The organism is Halomonas sp. PGE1 (assembly GCF_013000985.1).
Lineage (GTDB): Bacteria > Pseudomonadota > Gammaproteobacteria > Pseudomonadales > Halomonadaceae > Halomonas > Halomonas alkalicola.
In genome coordinates, this window is sequence record NZ_CP053032.1 from 2,214,505 (window position 1) to 2,229,908 (window position 15,404).

At 69.2% G+C, this 15,404-nt stretch carries 18 protein-coding genes and 1 tRNA gene; 8 read left to right on the forward strand and 11 right to left on the reverse strand.

The features are described 5' to 3' along the window. Nucleotides 1–132 precede the first annotated feature (132 nt). Nucleotides 133–1,839 carry a potassium/proton antiporter gene (locus HIR79_RS10455; RefSeq protein WP_169959540.1) on the forward strand — a complete coding sequence of 569 codons (1,707 nt, stop codon included), beginning with the start codon at nt 133–135 and terminating at the stop codon, nt 1,837–1,839. Here HIR79_RS10455 and HIR79_RS10460 read toward each other — a convergent pair. After that, nucleotides 1,833–2,387 carry a YaeQ family protein gene (locus HIR79_RS10460; RefSeq protein ID WP_169958316.1) on the reverse strand — a complete coding sequence of 185 codons (555 nt, stop codon included), beginning with the start codon at nt 2,385–2,387 and terminating at the stop codon, nt 1,833–1,835. The genes HIR79_RS10455 and HIR79_RS10460 overlap by 7 nt on opposite strands. 79 nt (nt 2,388–2,466) lie before the next feature. Continuing rightward, nucleotides 2,467–2,556, reverse strand: a tRNA-Ser gene (locus HIR79_RS10465). Between the two features lie 119 nt (nt 2,557–2,675). Here HIR79_RS10465 and HIR79_RS10470 point away from each other — a divergent pair. From HIR79_RS10470 to HIR79_RS10500, 7 genes are all read left to right on the forward strand, one after another. Further along, nucleotides 2,676–3,119 (forward strand): NUDIX hydrolase, encoded by a 444-nt coding sequence (locus HIR79_RS10470; protein WP_169958317.1) that lies wholly within the window; start codon nt 2,676–2,678, stop codon nt 3,117–3,119. A gap of 92 nt (nt 3,120–3,211) precedes the next feature. Further along, on the forward strand, nt 3,212–3,880 hold the full coding sequence (locus HIR79_RS10475) for a Bax inhibitor-1/YccA family protein (protein ID WP_169958318.1): 669 nt from the start codon (nt 3,212–3,214) through the stop codon (nt 3,878–3,880). A 76-nt stretch (nt 3,881–3,956) separates the two neighbouring features. Continuing rightward, entirely contained in the window at nt 3,957–4,349 is a 393-nt protein-coding gene (tusD, locus tag HIR79_RS10480) for a sulfurtransferase complex subunit TusD (RefSeq protein WP_110068804.1), read from the forward strand. 115 nt (nt 4,350–4,464) lie between these two features. Continuing rightward, nucleotides 4,465–4,743, forward strand: a complete 279-nt coding sequence (locus HIR79_RS10485; RefSeq protein WP_349304974.1) for a DsrE family protein — start codon at nt 4,465–4,467, stop codon at nt 4,741–4,743. A gap of 29 nt (nt 4,744–4,772) precedes the next feature. Further along, nucleotides 4,773–5,063 carry a sulfurtransferase complex subunit TusB gene (gene tusB / locus HIR79_RS10490; protein ID WP_169958319.1) on the forward strand — a complete coding sequence of 97 codons (291 nt, stop codon included), beginning with the start codon at nt 4,773–4,775 and terminating at the stop codon, nt 5,061–5,063. Beyond that, complete coding sequence (locus HIR79_RS10495) at nt 5,063–5,416, forward strand: TusE/DsrC/DsvC family sulfur relay protein (RefSeq protein WP_169958320.1); 354 nt, start codon at nt 5,063–5,065, stop codon at nt 5,414–5,416. Before tusB ends, HIR79_RS10495 begins: the two co-directional genes overlap by 1 nt. Before the next feature lie 7 nt (nt 5,417–5,423). After that, the gene (locus HIR79_RS10500) at nt 5,424–5,996 is read left to right on the forward strand and encodes an acyl carrier protein phosphodiesterase (protein ID WP_169958321.1); all 573 of its coding nucleotides are present in this window, start codon (nt 5,424–5,426) and stop codon (nt 5,994–5,996) included. Nucleotides 5,997–6,008: 12 nt separating this feature from the next. Here HIR79_RS10500 and HIR79_RS10505 read toward each other — a convergent pair whose 3' ends face one another. From HIR79_RS10505 to HIR79_RS10545, 9 genes are all read right to left on the reverse strand, one after another. After that, nucleotides 6,009–7,214 (reverse strand): molybdopterin molybdotransferase MoeA, encoded by a 1,206-nt coding sequence (locus HIR79_RS10505; protein WP_169958322.1) that lies wholly within the window; start codon nt 7,212–7,214, stop codon nt 6,009–6,011. After that, nucleotides 7,207–7,728 (reverse strand): molybdenum cofactor biosynthesis protein B, encoded by a 522-nt coding sequence (gene moaB, locus HIR79_RS10510; protein WP_169958323.1) that lies wholly within the window; start codon nt 7,726–7,728, stop codon nt 7,207–7,209. Before moaB ends, HIR79_RS10505 begins: the two co-directional genes overlap by 8 nt. Then, nucleotides 7,725–8,045 carry a DUF1244 domain-containing protein gene (locus HIR79_RS10515; protein ID WP_169958324.1) on the reverse strand — a complete coding sequence of 107 codons (321 nt, stop codon included), beginning with the start codon at nt 8,043–8,045 and terminating at the stop codon, nt 7,725–7,727. The genes moaB and HIR79_RS10515 overlap by 4 nt, the downstream gene beginning before the upstream one ends. 101 nt (nt 8,046–8,146) lie before the next feature. Beyond that, nucleotides 8,147–9,202 (reverse strand): formate dehydrogenase subunit gamma, encoded by a 1,056-nt coding sequence (locus HIR79_RS10520; RefSeq protein WP_169958325.1) that lies wholly within the window; start codon nt 9,200–9,202, stop codon nt 8,147–8,149. An 11-nt stretch (nt 9,203–9,213) separates the two neighbouring features. Continuing rightward, complete coding sequence (locus tag HIR79_RS10525) at nt 9,214–9,675, reverse strand: 4Fe-4S dicluster domain-containing protein (protein ID WP_249322115.1); 462 nt, start codon at nt 9,673–9,675, stop codon at nt 9,214–9,216. A gap of 219 nt (nt 9,676–9,894) precedes the next feature. Beyond that, nucleotides 9,895–12,747, reverse strand: coding sequence for a formate dehydrogenase subunit alpha (locus HIR79_RS10530; RefSeq protein WP_169958326.1), 2,853 nt, complete (start codon nt 12,745–12,747; stop codon nt 9,895–9,897). A 31-nt stretch (nt 12,748–12,778) separates the two neighbouring features. Then, complete coding sequence (locus HIR79_RS10535) at nt 12,779–12,982, reverse strand: twin-arginine translocation signal domain-containing protein (protein WP_169958327.1); 204 nt, start codon at nt 12,980–12,982, stop codon at nt 12,779–12,781. Nucleotides 12,983–13,058: 76 nt separating this feature from the next. Next, nucleotides 13,059–13,691, reverse strand: coding sequence for a TorD/DmsD family molecular chaperone (locus tag HIR79_RS10540; RefSeq protein ID WP_169958328.1), 633 nt, complete (start codon nt 13,689–13,691; stop codon nt 13,059–13,061). A gap of 2 nt (nt 13,692–13,693) precedes the next feature. Further along, entirely contained in the window at nt 13,694–15,403 is a 1,710-nt protein-coding gene (locus tag HIR79_RS10545; protein WP_169958329.1) for a 4Fe-4S dicluster domain-containing protein, read from the reverse strand. Nucleotide 15,404 lies beyond the last annotated feature (1 nt).

The following is a 15,404-nucleotide window of genomic DNA, read 5'->3' on the forward strand; positions in this document are numbered from 1 at the left end:
GGTGCCGGCATCTGGCCGGCTGGCGGCAGCAGAGTGTAGCCGCTCTCGGGAAGGGCTGACCAGCCCGGGCCGGCGGCGTCGCGCCGCTGCAAGCCGCATGCGATAATGGCCCTTCACCGCCTCGAGGATGCCATGGACGCCATCAATACCCTCTTCATGCTCAGCGGCCTGCTGATCGCGCTCAGCGTGCTGGCCAGTCGCCTCTCCAGTCTGGTGGGGCTGCCTTTGCTGTTGATCTTCCTCGGCCTCGGCATGCTGGCGGGGGAGGAGGGCCTGCTCGGCATCCAGTTCGACGACTATACCCTGGCCTTCACCATCGGCCACCTGGCGCTGGCGATGATCCTGCTCGATGGCGGGCTGCGCACCCGCCTCAAGACCTTCCGGGTCGGCTTCCGGCCGGCGCTCTCGCTGGCGACTCTCGGCGTCTTCATCACCAGCGGGCTGATCGGGCTGCTGGCCATGTGGATCTTCGACCTCTCGCTGCTGCAGGGGCTGCTGGTGGGGGCGATCGTGGGCTCCACCGACGCCGCCGCGGTGTTCTCGATGCTCAGCGGACGAGGCGTCAACCTCAACGAGCGGGTGGGGGCGACCCTCGAGATCGAGTCCGGCACCAACGACCCCATGGCGATCTTTCTGACCCTGGTGCTGGTGGAGATGCTGGTGGGGCAGGTGAGCGGCACCGCCGACACCCTGCTGCTGCTGGTCCAGCAGTTCGGGCTGGGCCTCTCCATCGGCGTGGGTGCTGGCTGGCTCAGCGGCAAGCTGCTGCGCTGGGTGGATCTGGCCCCCGGGCTCTACTCGCTGCTGGCGCTGGCACTGGGCTTCTGCGTCTTCGGCCTGACCAGCTTCCTCGGCGGCAGCGGCTTCCTGGCGATCTACCTGGCGGGGCTGATGATCGGCAACCAGCCCGGGCGCCACCTCAATTTCATCCTGCCGGTACACGATGGCCTGGCCTGGCTCAGCCAGATCGGCCTCTTCCTGGTGCTGGGGCTGCTGGTGACCCCCAGCGAGATGATCGAGTATGCACTACCGGCCAGCCTGGTGGCGCTGGCGCTGATCTTCGTGGCCAGGCCCCTGGCGGTGCTGATCAGCATCAAGCCCTTCTTCAAGTTCCGCTGGCGGGAGACCGGCTTCATCGCCTGGGTGGGCCTGCGCGGCGCGGTGCCCATCGTGCTGGCGATCTTCCCGGTGATCGGCGGGGTGGAGAACGCCTCGCTCTACTTCAACGTGGCCTTTGCGGTGGTGCTGCTCTCGCTGCTGGTCCAGGGGGGGGCCCTGGGCTGGATGGCGCGGCTGATGAAGGTCGAGGTGCCGTCATCGGTGACCCCCAACCAGCGCGGCCCGCTGGGCATCCTGCCGGAAAACGACTTCGAGATGTTCGTCTACCGGGTGGAGAACTCCGACCTCGAGGACGTGCCCATCCGGCTGCTGCGCTTCCCCTCGGGGGCGCTGATCTCGGCGCTGTTCCGCGACCATGTGATGTTGCACCCCAAGGGCAGCACCCGCCTGCAGCTTAATGACGTGATCTGCGTGATCGGCCGCAGCGAGGATCTGCCGGCGCTGAACCGGCTCTTCAACGGCGATGCCAAGCTCAAGCAGGAGCGCGCCTTCTTCGGTACCTTTACCTTCGCCGGTGAGGCGCGCATGCAGGATATCGCCGATGCCTACGGGCTGACGCTCAGCCAGGCGGAGAAGGAGATGACCCTGGCGGACTTCATCTCCCTGCGGGTGGGCGGGCATCCGGTGGTGGGGGACGACGTGGACTGGCACGGCATCCACTGGGTGGTCAGCGAGATGGAGGGCAACACCGTGACCAAGGTGGGGCTGAGGCTCTACTGAGCCGCGCTGGCCTGCTGGCGGATCTCGACGCCGACCTCCACGGAGGCCTCCGGCGTGGCCAGCCACATCATGCCGTCCTGTAGGGTCGCATTGAGGTCCATTCCCCGAGCGGCCAGCCTGCCGAGTTCGGCAACGGTCTCGGGCGCGACATCGATGACCGTGAGGTTGGCCAGGGTTCTCAGCTTGCCGGCGAGCTGCTCCCACCAGAGCCGGGAGCCGTGGCCGCCATAGGTGTAGATCACCACCTGCCGCGAACGGCCGCAGGCCCGGCGAATCTCCCGCTCGTCCGGCTGACCGAGCTGGATCCACAGCTCGATCTCGCCGGTGAGGCTCCTGAGCCACAGGTCCGGCTCGTCATCGGTGCTGACGCCGCGCCCGAAGGCCAGGTCCGGATGGGCGTGGCGCGCGAAGGCCAGCAGGCGCAGCATCATGCGCTCGTCGGTCTCCGACGGGTGGCGGGCAACGGTCAGCACGTGCTCGCCGTAGTAGTGCCGATCCATGTCGGCAACCTGCAGGCGCGCCTTGCAGATGGTGGCCTTCAGCGCCATGGCGCCCTCCTGGGAATGGTGGGGTTGGATGGCCAGAAACGAAAAAGGCACCCGCAGGTGCCTGATTCTCTTGATACGATGGCGGAGGGACAGGGATTCGAACCCTGGAAAGGCTTTCACCTTTGCCGGTTTTCAAGACCGGTGCATTCAACCGCTCTGCCATCCCTCCGGCTTACGGCGGTGAATATTACCAGCTTTCGGTGCCGGGTCAAGAGGGCCTTGGGATCAAGGCGTTAGCCAGGATGCCGTCAGGGTGCCAGACGTCATTCCGCGACCAGGGAGCCTGCCATGACCAGGAATGAATCCAACGCCTTTCCGGCCGCCGCCGTCTCCTGCGCGGTGGTAAGAGGAGGGCGGCTGTTGATGGTGCGGCGGCGCCACCCGCCCAACGCCGGACGGCTGGCGCTGCCGGGCGGCAAGGTGGAGGCGGGGGAGCCCCTCGCCGTGGCGGCGGAGCGCGAGCTGCTCGAGGAGACCAGCGTGCGGGCCAGGGCCGATGAGCCGCTCACCGCCTTCGATGTCATCGAGCGGGAGAGCGATGGCCGGCTGCGCTTCCACTACGTGGTGGTGGTGATGCGCATGGCGTGGGAAGCGGGCGAGCCGGTCGCTGGCGATGACGCCAGCGAGGCCCGCTGGATGGAGCTCGAAGCCCTGACGGCGGCCGCCGATGGGGTCTGCGCGACGGCCGCCGAGCTGGCTGCCCGGCTGCTGGGCGCAGGGAAACAGCGTTGAGCGATGCCCCATCAAGGGCTTGCGCGGGGAACCTCGAGTCGGCATTCTAGGTCCACTGCCACGACCAACCAAACACAGGGAGCACTGGATCCATGGCATACCAAGACACCCAGCTTACCCGTCAGCAGAGCCAGGCGCTCAGCACCAACAAGGTGCTGCGCAATACCTATGGCCTGCTCGCCATGACGTTGATGTTCTCGGCGGTGACCGCTGGCGCCGCCATGGCCATGGGCGTCGAACGGCTCAACATCTTCGTGTTCTTCATCGGCGCCTACGGCCTGATGTTCCTGGTGCACAAGACCGCCAATTCGGCCGCCGGCCTGCTGGCGACCTTCGCCTTCACCGGCTTCATGGGCTTCACCCTGGGGCCGATCCTCAACGCCTACCTGGCGCTGCCCAACGGTGCCGCCCTGGTCATGAACGCCCTGGCCATGACCGGCCTGACCTTCATCGGTCTCTCCGCCGTGGCGCTGGTCTCCAAGAAGGACTTCAGCTTCCTGGGCAACTTCCTGATGGCCGGTGCCATCGTGCTGATCCTGGCCATGGTCGCCGGGCTGATCTTCCAGATTCCGACCCTGATGCTGATGGTCTCCGCCGGCTTCGTGCTGTTCGCCTCGGCGGCGATCCTCTACCAGACCAGCGAGATCGTGCACCGGGCCGGCGAGACCAACTATATCCTCGCCACCATCACCCTCTATGTGTCGATCTACAACCTCTTCATCAGCCTGCTGTCGCTGCTCGGCATCATGAGCAACGACTGATCCTGGCGGGTCACGAGGACCTCGGCTGGCCCCGCCTCGGCGGGGCCAGCCTGTTTGTGGAGTGTCGAGTGCGATGATGCGCTACGCGATTCTGTTGATGGGGGCGCCCTACAGCAGCCAGGCCGCCCATTCCGCCCTGCGCTTTGCCCGGGCGCTGGTGGGGCGTGGCCACCGCCTGGAGGGGGTATTCTTCTACCATGACGGTGTGCACAATGCCGCGCGCCTGGCCACGCCGCCGCAGGACGAGCCGCACCTGGTGGACGGTTGGGCTGCGCTGGCCGCCGAGCACGGCGTGCCGCTGCAGGTCTGCATCGCCGCGGCGCTGCGCCGCGGCCTGCTCGATGAGCGCGAGGCGGCCCGCCACGGCAAGCAGGGCCACAGCATCGAGCCCCCCTTCGAGCTGACCGGGCTGGGGCAGCTGGTGGATCTTGGCCTGCACTGCGATCGCCTGGTCACCTTCGGACCCTGAGGAGTGCCCATGCCAAACGAAAAGGTACAAGGCGTCGACGGGGATCTGCTGGTCATCCTGCGTCACGCCCCCCCACGGCAGCAGCTGGCTGCGCGAGGGCCTGGATGCCGCCCTGGTGGCCGCCGCCTTCGGGCGCCGGGTGACGCTGCTCTTCATGGGCGAGGGCGTCACCGCTCTGGTGCCCGGCCAGGCGAACGGCCCCCTGGGGCAGAAGGGCACCGCGCCCACCCTCGAGATGCTCGAGATGTACGATATCGATACCCTGCTGGTGGAAGCGGAGGCGCTGGTGCGCTTTGGCCTGGCGGTCGAGGGGCTGATGCTTCCCGCCAGGGCGGTCGCGGCCGCGGAGCTGCCTGCGCTGACCGCCGACCATTCGCTGGTACTGACCTTCTGAGGGCGGCGGGGCCGCCTGGAGAGACCCTGATGCTGCTGCATATTCTCAATCGCTCGCCGGCCACCAGCGAGGTCTACCGCCAGGCGCTGGCCGCCATGGGGCCGGCCGATCGGCTCCTGATGATCGAGGACGGGGTGCAGGGCGCCCTGGAAAGCCTGGCGGGCCGCTTCGGTGACCTGCAGGGGCGCCTCTACGTGCTGGAGGAGGACCTCGCCGCCCGCGGGCTGGTGCCGCTCAGCGCCGACTCGGTGATCCGGGTCGATATGGAGGGCTTCGTCACGCTCACCGAAGAGGCGCAGCGCACGGTGAGCTGGTACTGATGGCGACCACAGAAATATACCGTTATCTAGCTGTTAACGAGCAACAGGTGGCTCTGGATCCGGAGGGATACCTGGTCGTCCTCGGTGACTGGACGCCCGAAGTCGCCAGGTGCCTGGCCGAGGAGGAGGGCATCACGCTGACCGACGAGCACTGGGAGGTGATCCAGGTGCTGCGCGACTTCTATCAGCGCTTCGAGCAGGCGCCGGCGATGCGGCCCCTGGTAAAGGCCGTGGCCAGGGCCCTGGGCGAGGAGAAGGGCCGTTCGATCCACCTGATGCGGCTCTTCCCCGGCAGCCCGGCCAAGCTCGCCGCGCGCATCGCCGGGCTGCCCAAGCCCACTCACTGCCTGTGAGCTACCCGTGAACTTCCTGGCGCATGCCTGGCTGGCCCGTGGCGGAAGTGATGACTTCCTGTGGGGCAACCTGATCGCCGACGGGGTGAAGGGGAGCGACCTCTCCGCCTGGCCGGAGGGGGTCGCCGCCGGCATTCGCCACCACCGTCAAGTCGACGCCTTCGTGGATGCGCATCCCGTCGTGGCGCGGATCCGTCGCCGGGCGCCCGATCGCCAGCGTCGCTATGCCGGGATCGCCCTGGACCTGGTGTGGGATCACTTCGTGGCGCGGGAGCTGGGCCTTCAGGCCGGGCACTCACCCCTGGTGGCCCGCACCTACCGGGTGCTGCGGGCCCGGCCGGCGCCGGCCCGCCTGGCCACGCTGGTGCCGGTGCTGGTGGAGCAGGATTGGCTGCATCGCTATGCGGATTTCGCCTTCACCTGTCGGGCGATTGCCGGTATCGGCCGTCGCCTCTCCGGCCCCAATCGGCTGGCCGAGCTGGTGCCCTGGCTCGAGGAGGAACAGCGGCGTCTGGAAGAGGAGTTCCAGCGCCTGTGGCCGGAAGTGCGCCAGGCGCTGGAGGTGCCGGCACATCCCTAGCCGGCGAGACGCTCAGGCCCCGCCGATCCAGAGGCAGTCGACCCTATCGCCCACCTCGAGGCGCGTCTCCGGCGGGACCACCGCCAGGGCATCCGCCGCGATGCAGGAGGAGAGCACCCCGGAGTTCTGGTCGCGGAAGGCGTGGGCACTGATGCCCTCCGTGCCGAATTCGAGGCGAACGCGCATGTAGTGCGCGCGGGGGCCGGTCTGGGTAGCAAAGGCGGCGCGCGCCGCCAGGCGCGGCAGCTCGAGCAGAGCCGGTGCGCCGAGCAGGGCGCCCATCAGTGGGCGCAGGAACAGCCAGGCCCCCACGAAGCTCGATACCGGATTTCCCGGCAGGCCCACGAAGCGGGCCTCGTGACCCTCGGCGGGGAGCCGCCCCAGGGCCAGCGGCTTGCCGGGCCGGATAGCCAGGCGCCACAGGTCCAGCTGCCCCAGCGCCTCCACCGCCGCCTTGACGTGATCCTCCTCGCCGACGCTGACGCCTCCCGTGGTGATCACCACGTCGGCCTCCCGGGCCGCCGCGGCCAGGGCCTGGCGGGTGCCCTCGGCATCGTCGGGAATCGCGGCGACCCGCACCACCTCGGCGCCGAACCGCTCGAGCAAGCGCCTGAGCATGGGGCGGTTGGAGTTGTAGATCTGACCCGGGCCGAGGGGGCGGCCGGGGTCGACGATCTCGTCCCCGGTGGAGAGCAGCGCCACCCGGGGGCGGCGGCGCACCGTCACCTCGGTGATGCCCTGGCCGGCGAGATGGCCGAGCGCCGCTGCCTCGAGGGGCTCGCCGGCCGGCAGCAGCTCGTCACCCGTGCTGACGTCGCGGCCGCGGCGGCGGACATTGTCGCCGGCCGGGACCTCCGGCGGGATGTGCACGCGCTCTCCATCGCGCTCGCAGCGCTCCTGCATCACCACGCAGTCGGCCCCCGGGGGGATGGCGCCGCCGGTGAAGATGCGTGCGCAGGTGCCGCGCTCCAGGGGGCCACCGGTAGCGCCCGCGGCGATGCGCTGGCTCACCCTGAGCCAGCCGCCGGCATCGCCGTGGTAAAGCGCGTAGCCGTCCATGGCGCTGTTGTCGAAGGGGGGCACGTCGAGGCGTGCCGGCACCGACTCGGCGAGGATGCGCCCGGAGGCCTCTTCGCAGGCGAGCCGCTCCCCGGGAAGGGGCATGACCCCTTCCAGCAGCGCCGTGAGCGCCGCCTCGACGGGCTTGAGATCAGCCATGTTGGCCTCGCTCGGGGATGACGAGATTCGCGAAGTTACACGGTTTGTGCCGACTGTCGAGCTGCTCGGCGAGGATGCCGTCCCACCCGGTGCGACAGGCGCCAGTGGAGCCGGGCAGGCAGAACACCACGGTGGCGTTGGCCAGCCCGCCCAGACAGCGGCTCTGCACCGTGGAACTGCCGATCTCCTCCCAACTGAGCTGGCGGAAGAGCTCGCCGAAGCCCTCGATCTCCTTGTCGAGCAGGACCCTGACGGCCTCGGGGGTGGAGTCCCTGCCGGTAAAGCCGGTGCCGCCGGTGGTCAGCACCACCTGGACGTCGGGGTCGGCGATCCATGCCGAGACCACCGCACGGATCCGGTAGATGTCGTCGGGGACGATCTGCCGATCGGCCAGGCGGTGGCCGGCCTCGGTCAGGCGATCCACCAGCGACTGGCCGCTGCGGTCGGTGGCCTCGGTGCGGGTATCGGAGATGGTCAGCACGGCGATGGCGAGGGGGAGCATCGGTTCGCTCATCGCGCCTTCTCCTGCTTCTGGGCCTCGCGCGCCGCGAAGGCGGCCTGCTGCTCTGGGGTCGCCTCCTGCTGGTAGTGCGCCTTCCACTCCGAGTAGGGCATGCCGTAGACATACTCGCGGGCTGCCTCGTAGTCGAGCGCCTCCCCGCGCTCCTCGGCGGCGCTGACCAGCCACTTGGAGAGGCAGTTGCGGCAGAAATCGGCCAGGATCATCAGGTCGATGTTCTGCACCTCCTTGTGCTCGTCGAGGTGCTTGAGCAGGCGGCGGAAGGCGGCGGCCTCGAGTTCGGTGCGGGTGGCGTCGTCGAGATGGTCCATGGCGCTCTCGTTCTCCCTGGGTGAGTTGGGTCAGGATGGAGCCAGCATAACAAAAGACACCGCCCGTAGGCGGTGTCGTGTGGGGGGTGGTTCAACGCCATTCATCCGGGGCGGGAGGCCGTCTCACTGCCGTCGCCATCGCTGGCACTGGCCTCGTCAAGGCGTTCCTCGGGCACCGCCTGGTCCTTGACCTCCTCGTACCAGAGGTTGTGGTGGTCCTTGGCCCAGGTCTCGTCCACGTAGCCGGTGGTCATGCCCTCCAGCGACCCCTCCGAGCCGATGGTGCCGATGTAGATGTGGCCCAGCGCCACAGCGGTAAGCCCCAGGGCGCCGACCCCGTGGATCAGGTTGGCCCACTGCATGGTGTCGCGGCTCTGGCCATAGTTGGGGAAATCCAGCACGAAGCCGCTGGCCACGACGGCAAGGCCGGCGGTGGCCAGCAGCCAGAACCACAGCTTCTCGCCGCCGTTGGCGAAGCCGGCATCGGGATGGCCCTTGCCCACCAGGCCGCCGCCCTGACGGAACCACTCGAGGTCGTGGCGCTTCGGCCAGTTGTGCTTGAGCACCCTGGCCAGCAGCACGATCAGCAGCACGCCGAACAGCGGGCCCAGGTAGTTATGGGCCAGCTTCGAGGCCGAGATCATCGCGCCCCAGACCGCATCGCCGAACAGCGAGCGAAACACGAACTTGCCGTAGAGCAGGTTCAGGCCACTGAGCGCCAGGACGATGAACAGCGTGGCCACCGTCCAGTGCAGCGAGCGCACGAACAGCGGCCAGCGCAACAGCTTGCGGCCGGTACGCGGCTCGCTGAGGTCCTTGCGACCGATGATCACGTAGAAGAGCGCAATCGCCGCGATCATCCCGCCCACGGCGATCAGGCCGAAGGGGGAGACCCAGCGGTTGCGCAGCTGCCGCCAGCGCTCGCCGCTTGAATTGACCAGGTTGTAGGTGGAGTCGAAGCGGGTGTCGCGGAAGTTGGCATCCACCTCGCCGCTGCGCACCTGGCGCCAGATATCGGGGCTGACGCCGCCCACCGCGGTAGCCGCTTCGCGTTCGGTCTCCGCCTGGGCCATGGCGGGAGTGGCGAGCAGTGCGGTCAGCGCCAGCAGCACCGCCAGCAGCAGCCCCCTCAGGGGCCCATTTCGGCACAGGCTCATGACATCACCTCCTAGCCCTGACGGGTCGCGTCATAGGCCAGCGCATCGGCCTGGGAGAGATCGCCGCCGCCGCGGGTGCGCTCCTGCTCGCGGCGCTGGTTGCCCGACCAGCCACCGTCGGGATGCCCGCGATGGATGACCCGTTGACGGAAGATATCGGCCACCGTCTGAGCGTCGCCGGCGAGCAGCGCCTTGGTGGAACACATCTCGGCACACAGCGGCAGCTTGCCCTCGGCAATGCGGTTGGCCCCGTACTTCTCGTACTCCTCCTCCCTGCTGTCCGCCGGTCCGCCGGCGCAGAAGGTGCACTTGTCCATCTTGCCGCGCTCGCCGAAGGCGTTCTGCTTGGGGAACTGCGGGGCGCCGAAGGGGCAGGCATAGAGGCAATAGCCGCAGCCGATGCAGAGGTCCTTGTCGTGCAGGACGATGCCGTCGTCGGTCTTGTAGAAGCAGTCCGTGGGGCAGACCGCCATGCAGGGGGGCGTCGTCGCAGTGCATGCAGGCCACCGAGATCGAGACCTCGTCGGCCTGGCCGTCGTTGAGGGTCACCACCCGCCGGCGCTGGATGCCCCAGGGGACATCGTTGGCGTTCTTGCAGGCGGTGACGCAGCCGTTGCAGTCGATGCAGCGCTCGGCGTCGCACATGAATTTCATCTGTGCCATGTCTTGTTCTCCTGGTCGCTGTCGATCGCTCAGGCGCGCTCGATCCTACAGATGGTGCATTTGGTTTCCTGCATCAGGGTCACAGGGTCATAGCCGTAGGTGGTCGCCGTGTTGGCTGCCTCGCCCAGCACATAGGGCGCCGCCCCCTCCGGGTAGCGGTCGTGGAGGTTCTCGCCCTGGAAGATGCCGCCAAAGTGGAAGGGCATGAAGGCCACCCCGCGGCCGACCCGCGGCGTGACCAGCGCCTTGACCCGCACGCGGCCGCCCTCGGCGCCCTCGACCCAGACGGTGTCGCCGTCGCGGATGCCGATGTCGTTGGCATCCGCCGGATTGACCTCGACGAACATCTCCTGCTGAAGCTCGGCGAGCCACGACATGGAGCGGGTCTCCTCGCCGCCGCCCTCGTACTCCACCAGGCGACCCGAGGTGAGGATGATCGGGTAGCGGTCGGAGTTGTCGTTCTCCTGGATGCTGCGATAGAGGGTGGGCAGCCGGAACAGCGAGCGGAAGTCGTCCCAGGTGGGGAACTGCTCGACCAGGTCGCGACGGGTGGTGTAGAGCGGCTCGCGGTGCTTGGGCACCTGGTCCGGGAAGGTCCATACCACGGCGCGTGCCTTGGCGTTGCCGTAGGGGGCGCAGCCGTGCTCGATGGCCACCCGCTGGATGCCCCCGGAGAGGTCCGTCTTCCAGTTCTCGCCCTCGGCGGCGGCCTTCTCCTCGTCGGTGAGGTCGTCCCACCAGCCCAGGTCCTTGAGCATCTGGTCGGTGAACTCGGGATAGCCATCGTCGAGCTCGCCGGCGACCGGGGCCGAGCCCTCGGCCAGCAGGTTCACGCCGTTGCGCTCGATGCCGAAGCGCGCCCGGAAGCCCATGCCGCCCTCCTTGACCGGCACGCTGGGGTCGTAGAGGTTGGGCGAGCCGGGGTGGGCGAACTCCGGCGTGCCCCAGCAGGGCCAGGGCAGGCCGTAGTAGTCGCCGTCGGCGGGACCGCCCTCGGCGCGCAGGTCCTCGAAGCTGAAGGTGTGCCAGTGCTTCTGGTGCTCCTTGAGGCGCTCCGGGCTCTGGCCGGTGTAGCCGATGGTCCAGGTGCCGCGGTTGATCTCGCGCAGGATGTCCTCGATCAGCGGCTCCTTGCCGTTGACCTGGATATGGCGGGTCAGCTCCTCGGCGAAGCCGAACTTCTCGGCCAGCAGGTACATGATCTCGTGGTCGGGCTTGGACTCGAACAGCGGCTCGATCACCTTGTCGCGCCACTGCAGCGAGCGGTTGGTGGCGGTCACGCTGCCGGTGGTCTCGAACTGGGTGCAGGCAGGCAGCAGATAGACGCCGTCGGTGCGGTCATGCATGACCGCGGCCACCGTGGGGTAGGGGTCGACGATCACCATCATCTCGAGCTTCTGCATGGCGCGGCGCATCTCGGGGCCGCGGGTCTGGGAGTTGACCGCATGGCCCCAGTAGAACATCGCCTTGAGTGCGGTGCGCTGGGAGATCGCCTCGTCCTCCTCGAGCACCCCGTCGACCCAGCGCGAGACCGTGATGCCGCTGCTGTTCATGGGCAGGCCGTCGTGGTACTCGGTCTGGTCGAAGCGGCCCTTGAGCCACTCGTAGTCGACGTCCCAGACCCGCGCCCAGTGCTGCCAGGCCCCCTCGGCCAGGCCGTAGTAGGCCGGCAGGGAGCTGGAGTCGAGGCCGAGGTCGGTGGCGCCCTGGACGTTGTCGTGGCCGCGCAGGATATTCGCCCCGCCGCCGGACTTGCCGATGTTGCCAAGGGCCAGCTCGAGGATGCAGTAGGCGCGGGTGTTGTTGTTGCCGGTGGTGTGCTGGGTGCCGCCCATGCACCAGACGATGCAGCCCGGCTTCTGGGTGGCCAGGCGCTGCGCCACGTCCCGCATGGTGGCCTCGGGCACGCCGGTGACGTCCTCCACCACCCTCGGGGTAAAGGTGGCGACCTCGGCGCGCACCTCGTCCATGCCGTAGACCCGCTGCTGGATGTACTGGCGATCCTCCCAGCCGTTCTCGAAGATGTGCCACAAGAGGCCCCAGATGAAGGCGACATCGGAGCCGGGGCGAATGCGCACATGGGTATCGGCCTTGGCCGCGGTGCGGGTGAAGCGGGGATCGGCGACGATGATGTCGCAGCTGTTGCGCTCCTTGGCGATCAGGAAGTGCTGCATCGCCACCGGGTGGGCCTCGGCGGGGTTGGAGCCGATGAACAGCATCGAGCGGCTGTTGTGCATGTCGTTGAGCGAGTTGGTCATCGCCCCGTAGCCCCAGGTGTTGGCCACCCCGGCGACCGTGGTGGAGTGGCAGATGCGCGCCTGGTGGTCGGTATTGTTGGTGCCCCACAGGGAGGCAAACTTGCGCAGCAGGTAGGCCTGCTCGTTGTTGAACTTGGCCGAGCCGAGCCAATAGATGCTGTCGGGGCCGTGGGCCTCGCGCAGCGCCAGGACCTTGTCGCCGATCTCATCGATGGCCTCGTCCCAGCTCATGCGCTGCCACTGGCCGCCGACCAGCTTCATGGGGTACTTGAGGCGCCGGCTGGAGTGACCATGCTGCCGCAGCGAGGCCCCCTTGGCGCAGTGGGCGCCGCGGTTGATGGGGTGGTCGAAGGCGGGCTCCTGGCGCGTCCAGATCCCCTCCTGCACCTCGGCGTAGGTGCCACAGCCCACCGAGCAGTGGGAGCAGATGGTGCGCTTGACCTCGACCGGCGAGTCGAGGACCGGCGTCTTGCCGCTTGCCTCGACGGGACGCATCATCCCGTGGCCCATGAAGCCGGCAGCCGCCAGACCCCCGGTGGCCGCGCCGCTGCGCTTGAGGAACTGCCGGCGGGAGATGCCGAGCCCCGCCGGGCGTGGGGTGTCTTGCTTGCGTGTCAGACGCATGGTGTCTTACCTCCTGACCTGGGCGGGGCGCTCAGTCGCGCAGGGTGGCGTAGTAGGTGCGGATATGCTCGGTTTCCCGGTAGTTCCTCTCCGCCGGTTCGCGCTCAGGGGAAGGTGGGGCGTCTGCCTGGCTGAGGCTGACATGGCCGATGACAGCGGTGGTACCGGCCAGGGCGCCGCCGGCCCCCAGGGTACGAAGGAAGCGGCGACGTTGGGTGTCGTGGGGTCGGTTCATGGCGTGGTTCCTCGAGTCAGGCGTTGGGACGTCTTGTTGATTGTTGTCGGTCGGGCCAGTCGAGTGGCCAGGGCGGCTAGCCGGCAGCCGGGTCGATCATGCGTACCGGTGACTCCTCGGCCATGGCCTCGAAGTGCGGCCGCTCCTGCGCCAGAAAGGCAAGGCCCAGGCGCCCAATAGCAGCGTAGATAGGGGGGGGCACCCTCGCCAGGTCGGCCAGGCAACGCTGCGCCCACGCAGTCAGGTGCCGATGGAAGAAGACCGCCTGGTCCGGGGTGCCGCCCTCGACCAGCAGCGCCATCACTTCGAACAGGGCGCCCAGATGGTCCTCGGGGTCCCGGCTCTCCTCGGCCCGGGCGATGCCCAGCCGGCGCAGGTCGCGCCGCAGGGCCACCAGGGGCTCGTCCATCAGGGTGCCGTGCAGGTACCAGGAGGCGTAGGGCGTGATATCCCCCTGAATCACCCCGACCAGCAGCTCGAAATGCGCCCGGGCGGCCGCCTCGGGGGAGGTCGTCCGGGCGGCATCGGTCAGCTCCTGCCAGGCGGCGGTCATCTCGCCCCCGTCCTCGTCGGGTTCGAGGTAGGCAAGGAAATCGAGCAGCTCGGCATCCGGCGGAGCGAGCAGCAGCCGGGCAAGCAGGCGGTAGATATCGGCGCGCAGGGCTTGCGTCTCCTCCACCTCGGCCACGGTCTGGCGGTTGTCATGCATGGCTACACCTTCAGCTGGCGTTCGGGGTCGCGGGCGAGCTCCTGCCAGACGTCCTGGACGCGGCAGTCCTCGCACATCTCGAGGCGTGCGCGGGCCTCGCCGGCGAAATAGGGGTGGTCGGCCAGCTTGCGCTGGATGCTGGCGATCGTGCTGGCGGTGGCGAAGGGCTTGCCGCAGCGGATGCAGGCGAAGGCTGGCTCCTCCTTGATCAGGCGGGTCTCGCGCCGCTCGGGCGCGGCGAGGAACCCCGGCGCGAGACGGATCGCCTGCTCCGGACAGCCGGCCGCACAGAGGCCGCACTGGATGCAGTCGGCCTCTCGGAAGGCCAGGCGCGGGGTGGTGTCGTCACCGCCGGAGAGTGCCGGGGTGGGACAGAGCGCCACGCAGCCCTGGCACAGCGTGCAGCGCTCGGTGTCCACCTCGATGGCGCCGAAGGGCGCACCGGCGGGCAGGGAGTGGCACTCGCCGCTGGGGGCCCCCTGGGCGGCCAGCCAGTCGAGGGTGGCATTGAGGCGCTCGCGCTTGCCACCCGCAGCCTCGGCCTGGGGGCGCGCGATCAGCGCCGCCTCCCGGGGCAGGGCGTCGCGTGCGCTGCCGTCGTCCTCGATGGGGAGCCATGCCAGACGCTCGGGGCGGTGCCCCAGGGCCGAGAGCAGCTCCCTGGCCTGGACAGCCTGGGCCTCGAGCTGCTGCTGCAGGGTCGGAGGGGTCTCGGCATCGCGCTGCAGGCGCACCTCGGCGGCGCCGGCCGCCAGGGCGGCGAGCCAGTGATCGAGCCCGGCGGCGCCGAGCTCCTCCAGCTCGATGTCGAGCACATGGCCGGCCGGCTCGGTGGCTTCACAGCGGCGGCGCGCCTCGCTGACGAAGCGCACCACCGGGTGCTCCCCCCCGGCCTCGCCATAGGCGCCGAGCAGCCCCGCGAGGTAGCCCTCCAGGGGGGCGGGGTGCGGCAGGCGATACTCGATGGCCCCGGTGGGGCAGGCGCTGGCACAGCTGCCCGCTCCGTGGCAGCGGTGCGGGTCGACCTCGATCCAGGCCTCGACCCGGCCCTGGCGGCTGGCCAGGGCGTCGGCCGGGCAGGTCTCCAGGCAGCGGGTGCAGCCGGGCAGGCCGCTGCGCTGGTGGGCGCAGAGATCGGCGTTGATCTGCACGTGACGAGGGGCTTCGAAGACGCCGACGGAGGCGGCCAGCGTCTCCAGCGCCTGGTCGGCCTCGGCGCTGCCCCAGCGCACGGCCAGGTAGCCCGGCGGGGGCAGCTCCAGGGTCAGGTGCGGCCGGGCGCCGAGGTCGAGGACCTGGTCGAAGCGGGGCCGCCCCAAGGTTGCCTGGGCCAGGTTCACACTCTCCCCGTCCAGCGCCAGGGTGGCCAGGAAGCGTCCCAGGTAGCCCTCGAGGCGCAGGGCGTCGGCGTTGGCGGCGGTATGGCAGGGCAGGGCGGCGGTAGCCTGCCAGATCTGCTCCAGCGCCGGGTCATCCTCGGCGCTGGAGCGCTCGGTCACCAGCAGGGCGATGCCCGGCAGCCGGTCGATCAGCGTGGCGGCGGCGCGCCGCGCGTCGAGTTCGCTGCCCAGGATCAGCAGATGGCCCTGGCTCTCGAACTCCACAGTCTCGGGAGCCAGGTTGGCCGGCCAGGAGATGCGGCGCCTGGCGGCGTCGCGGGCGGCACGGTTGCGCCGGTCATCCAGCGACGTCAGGGCGATGGGGGGGGGCATG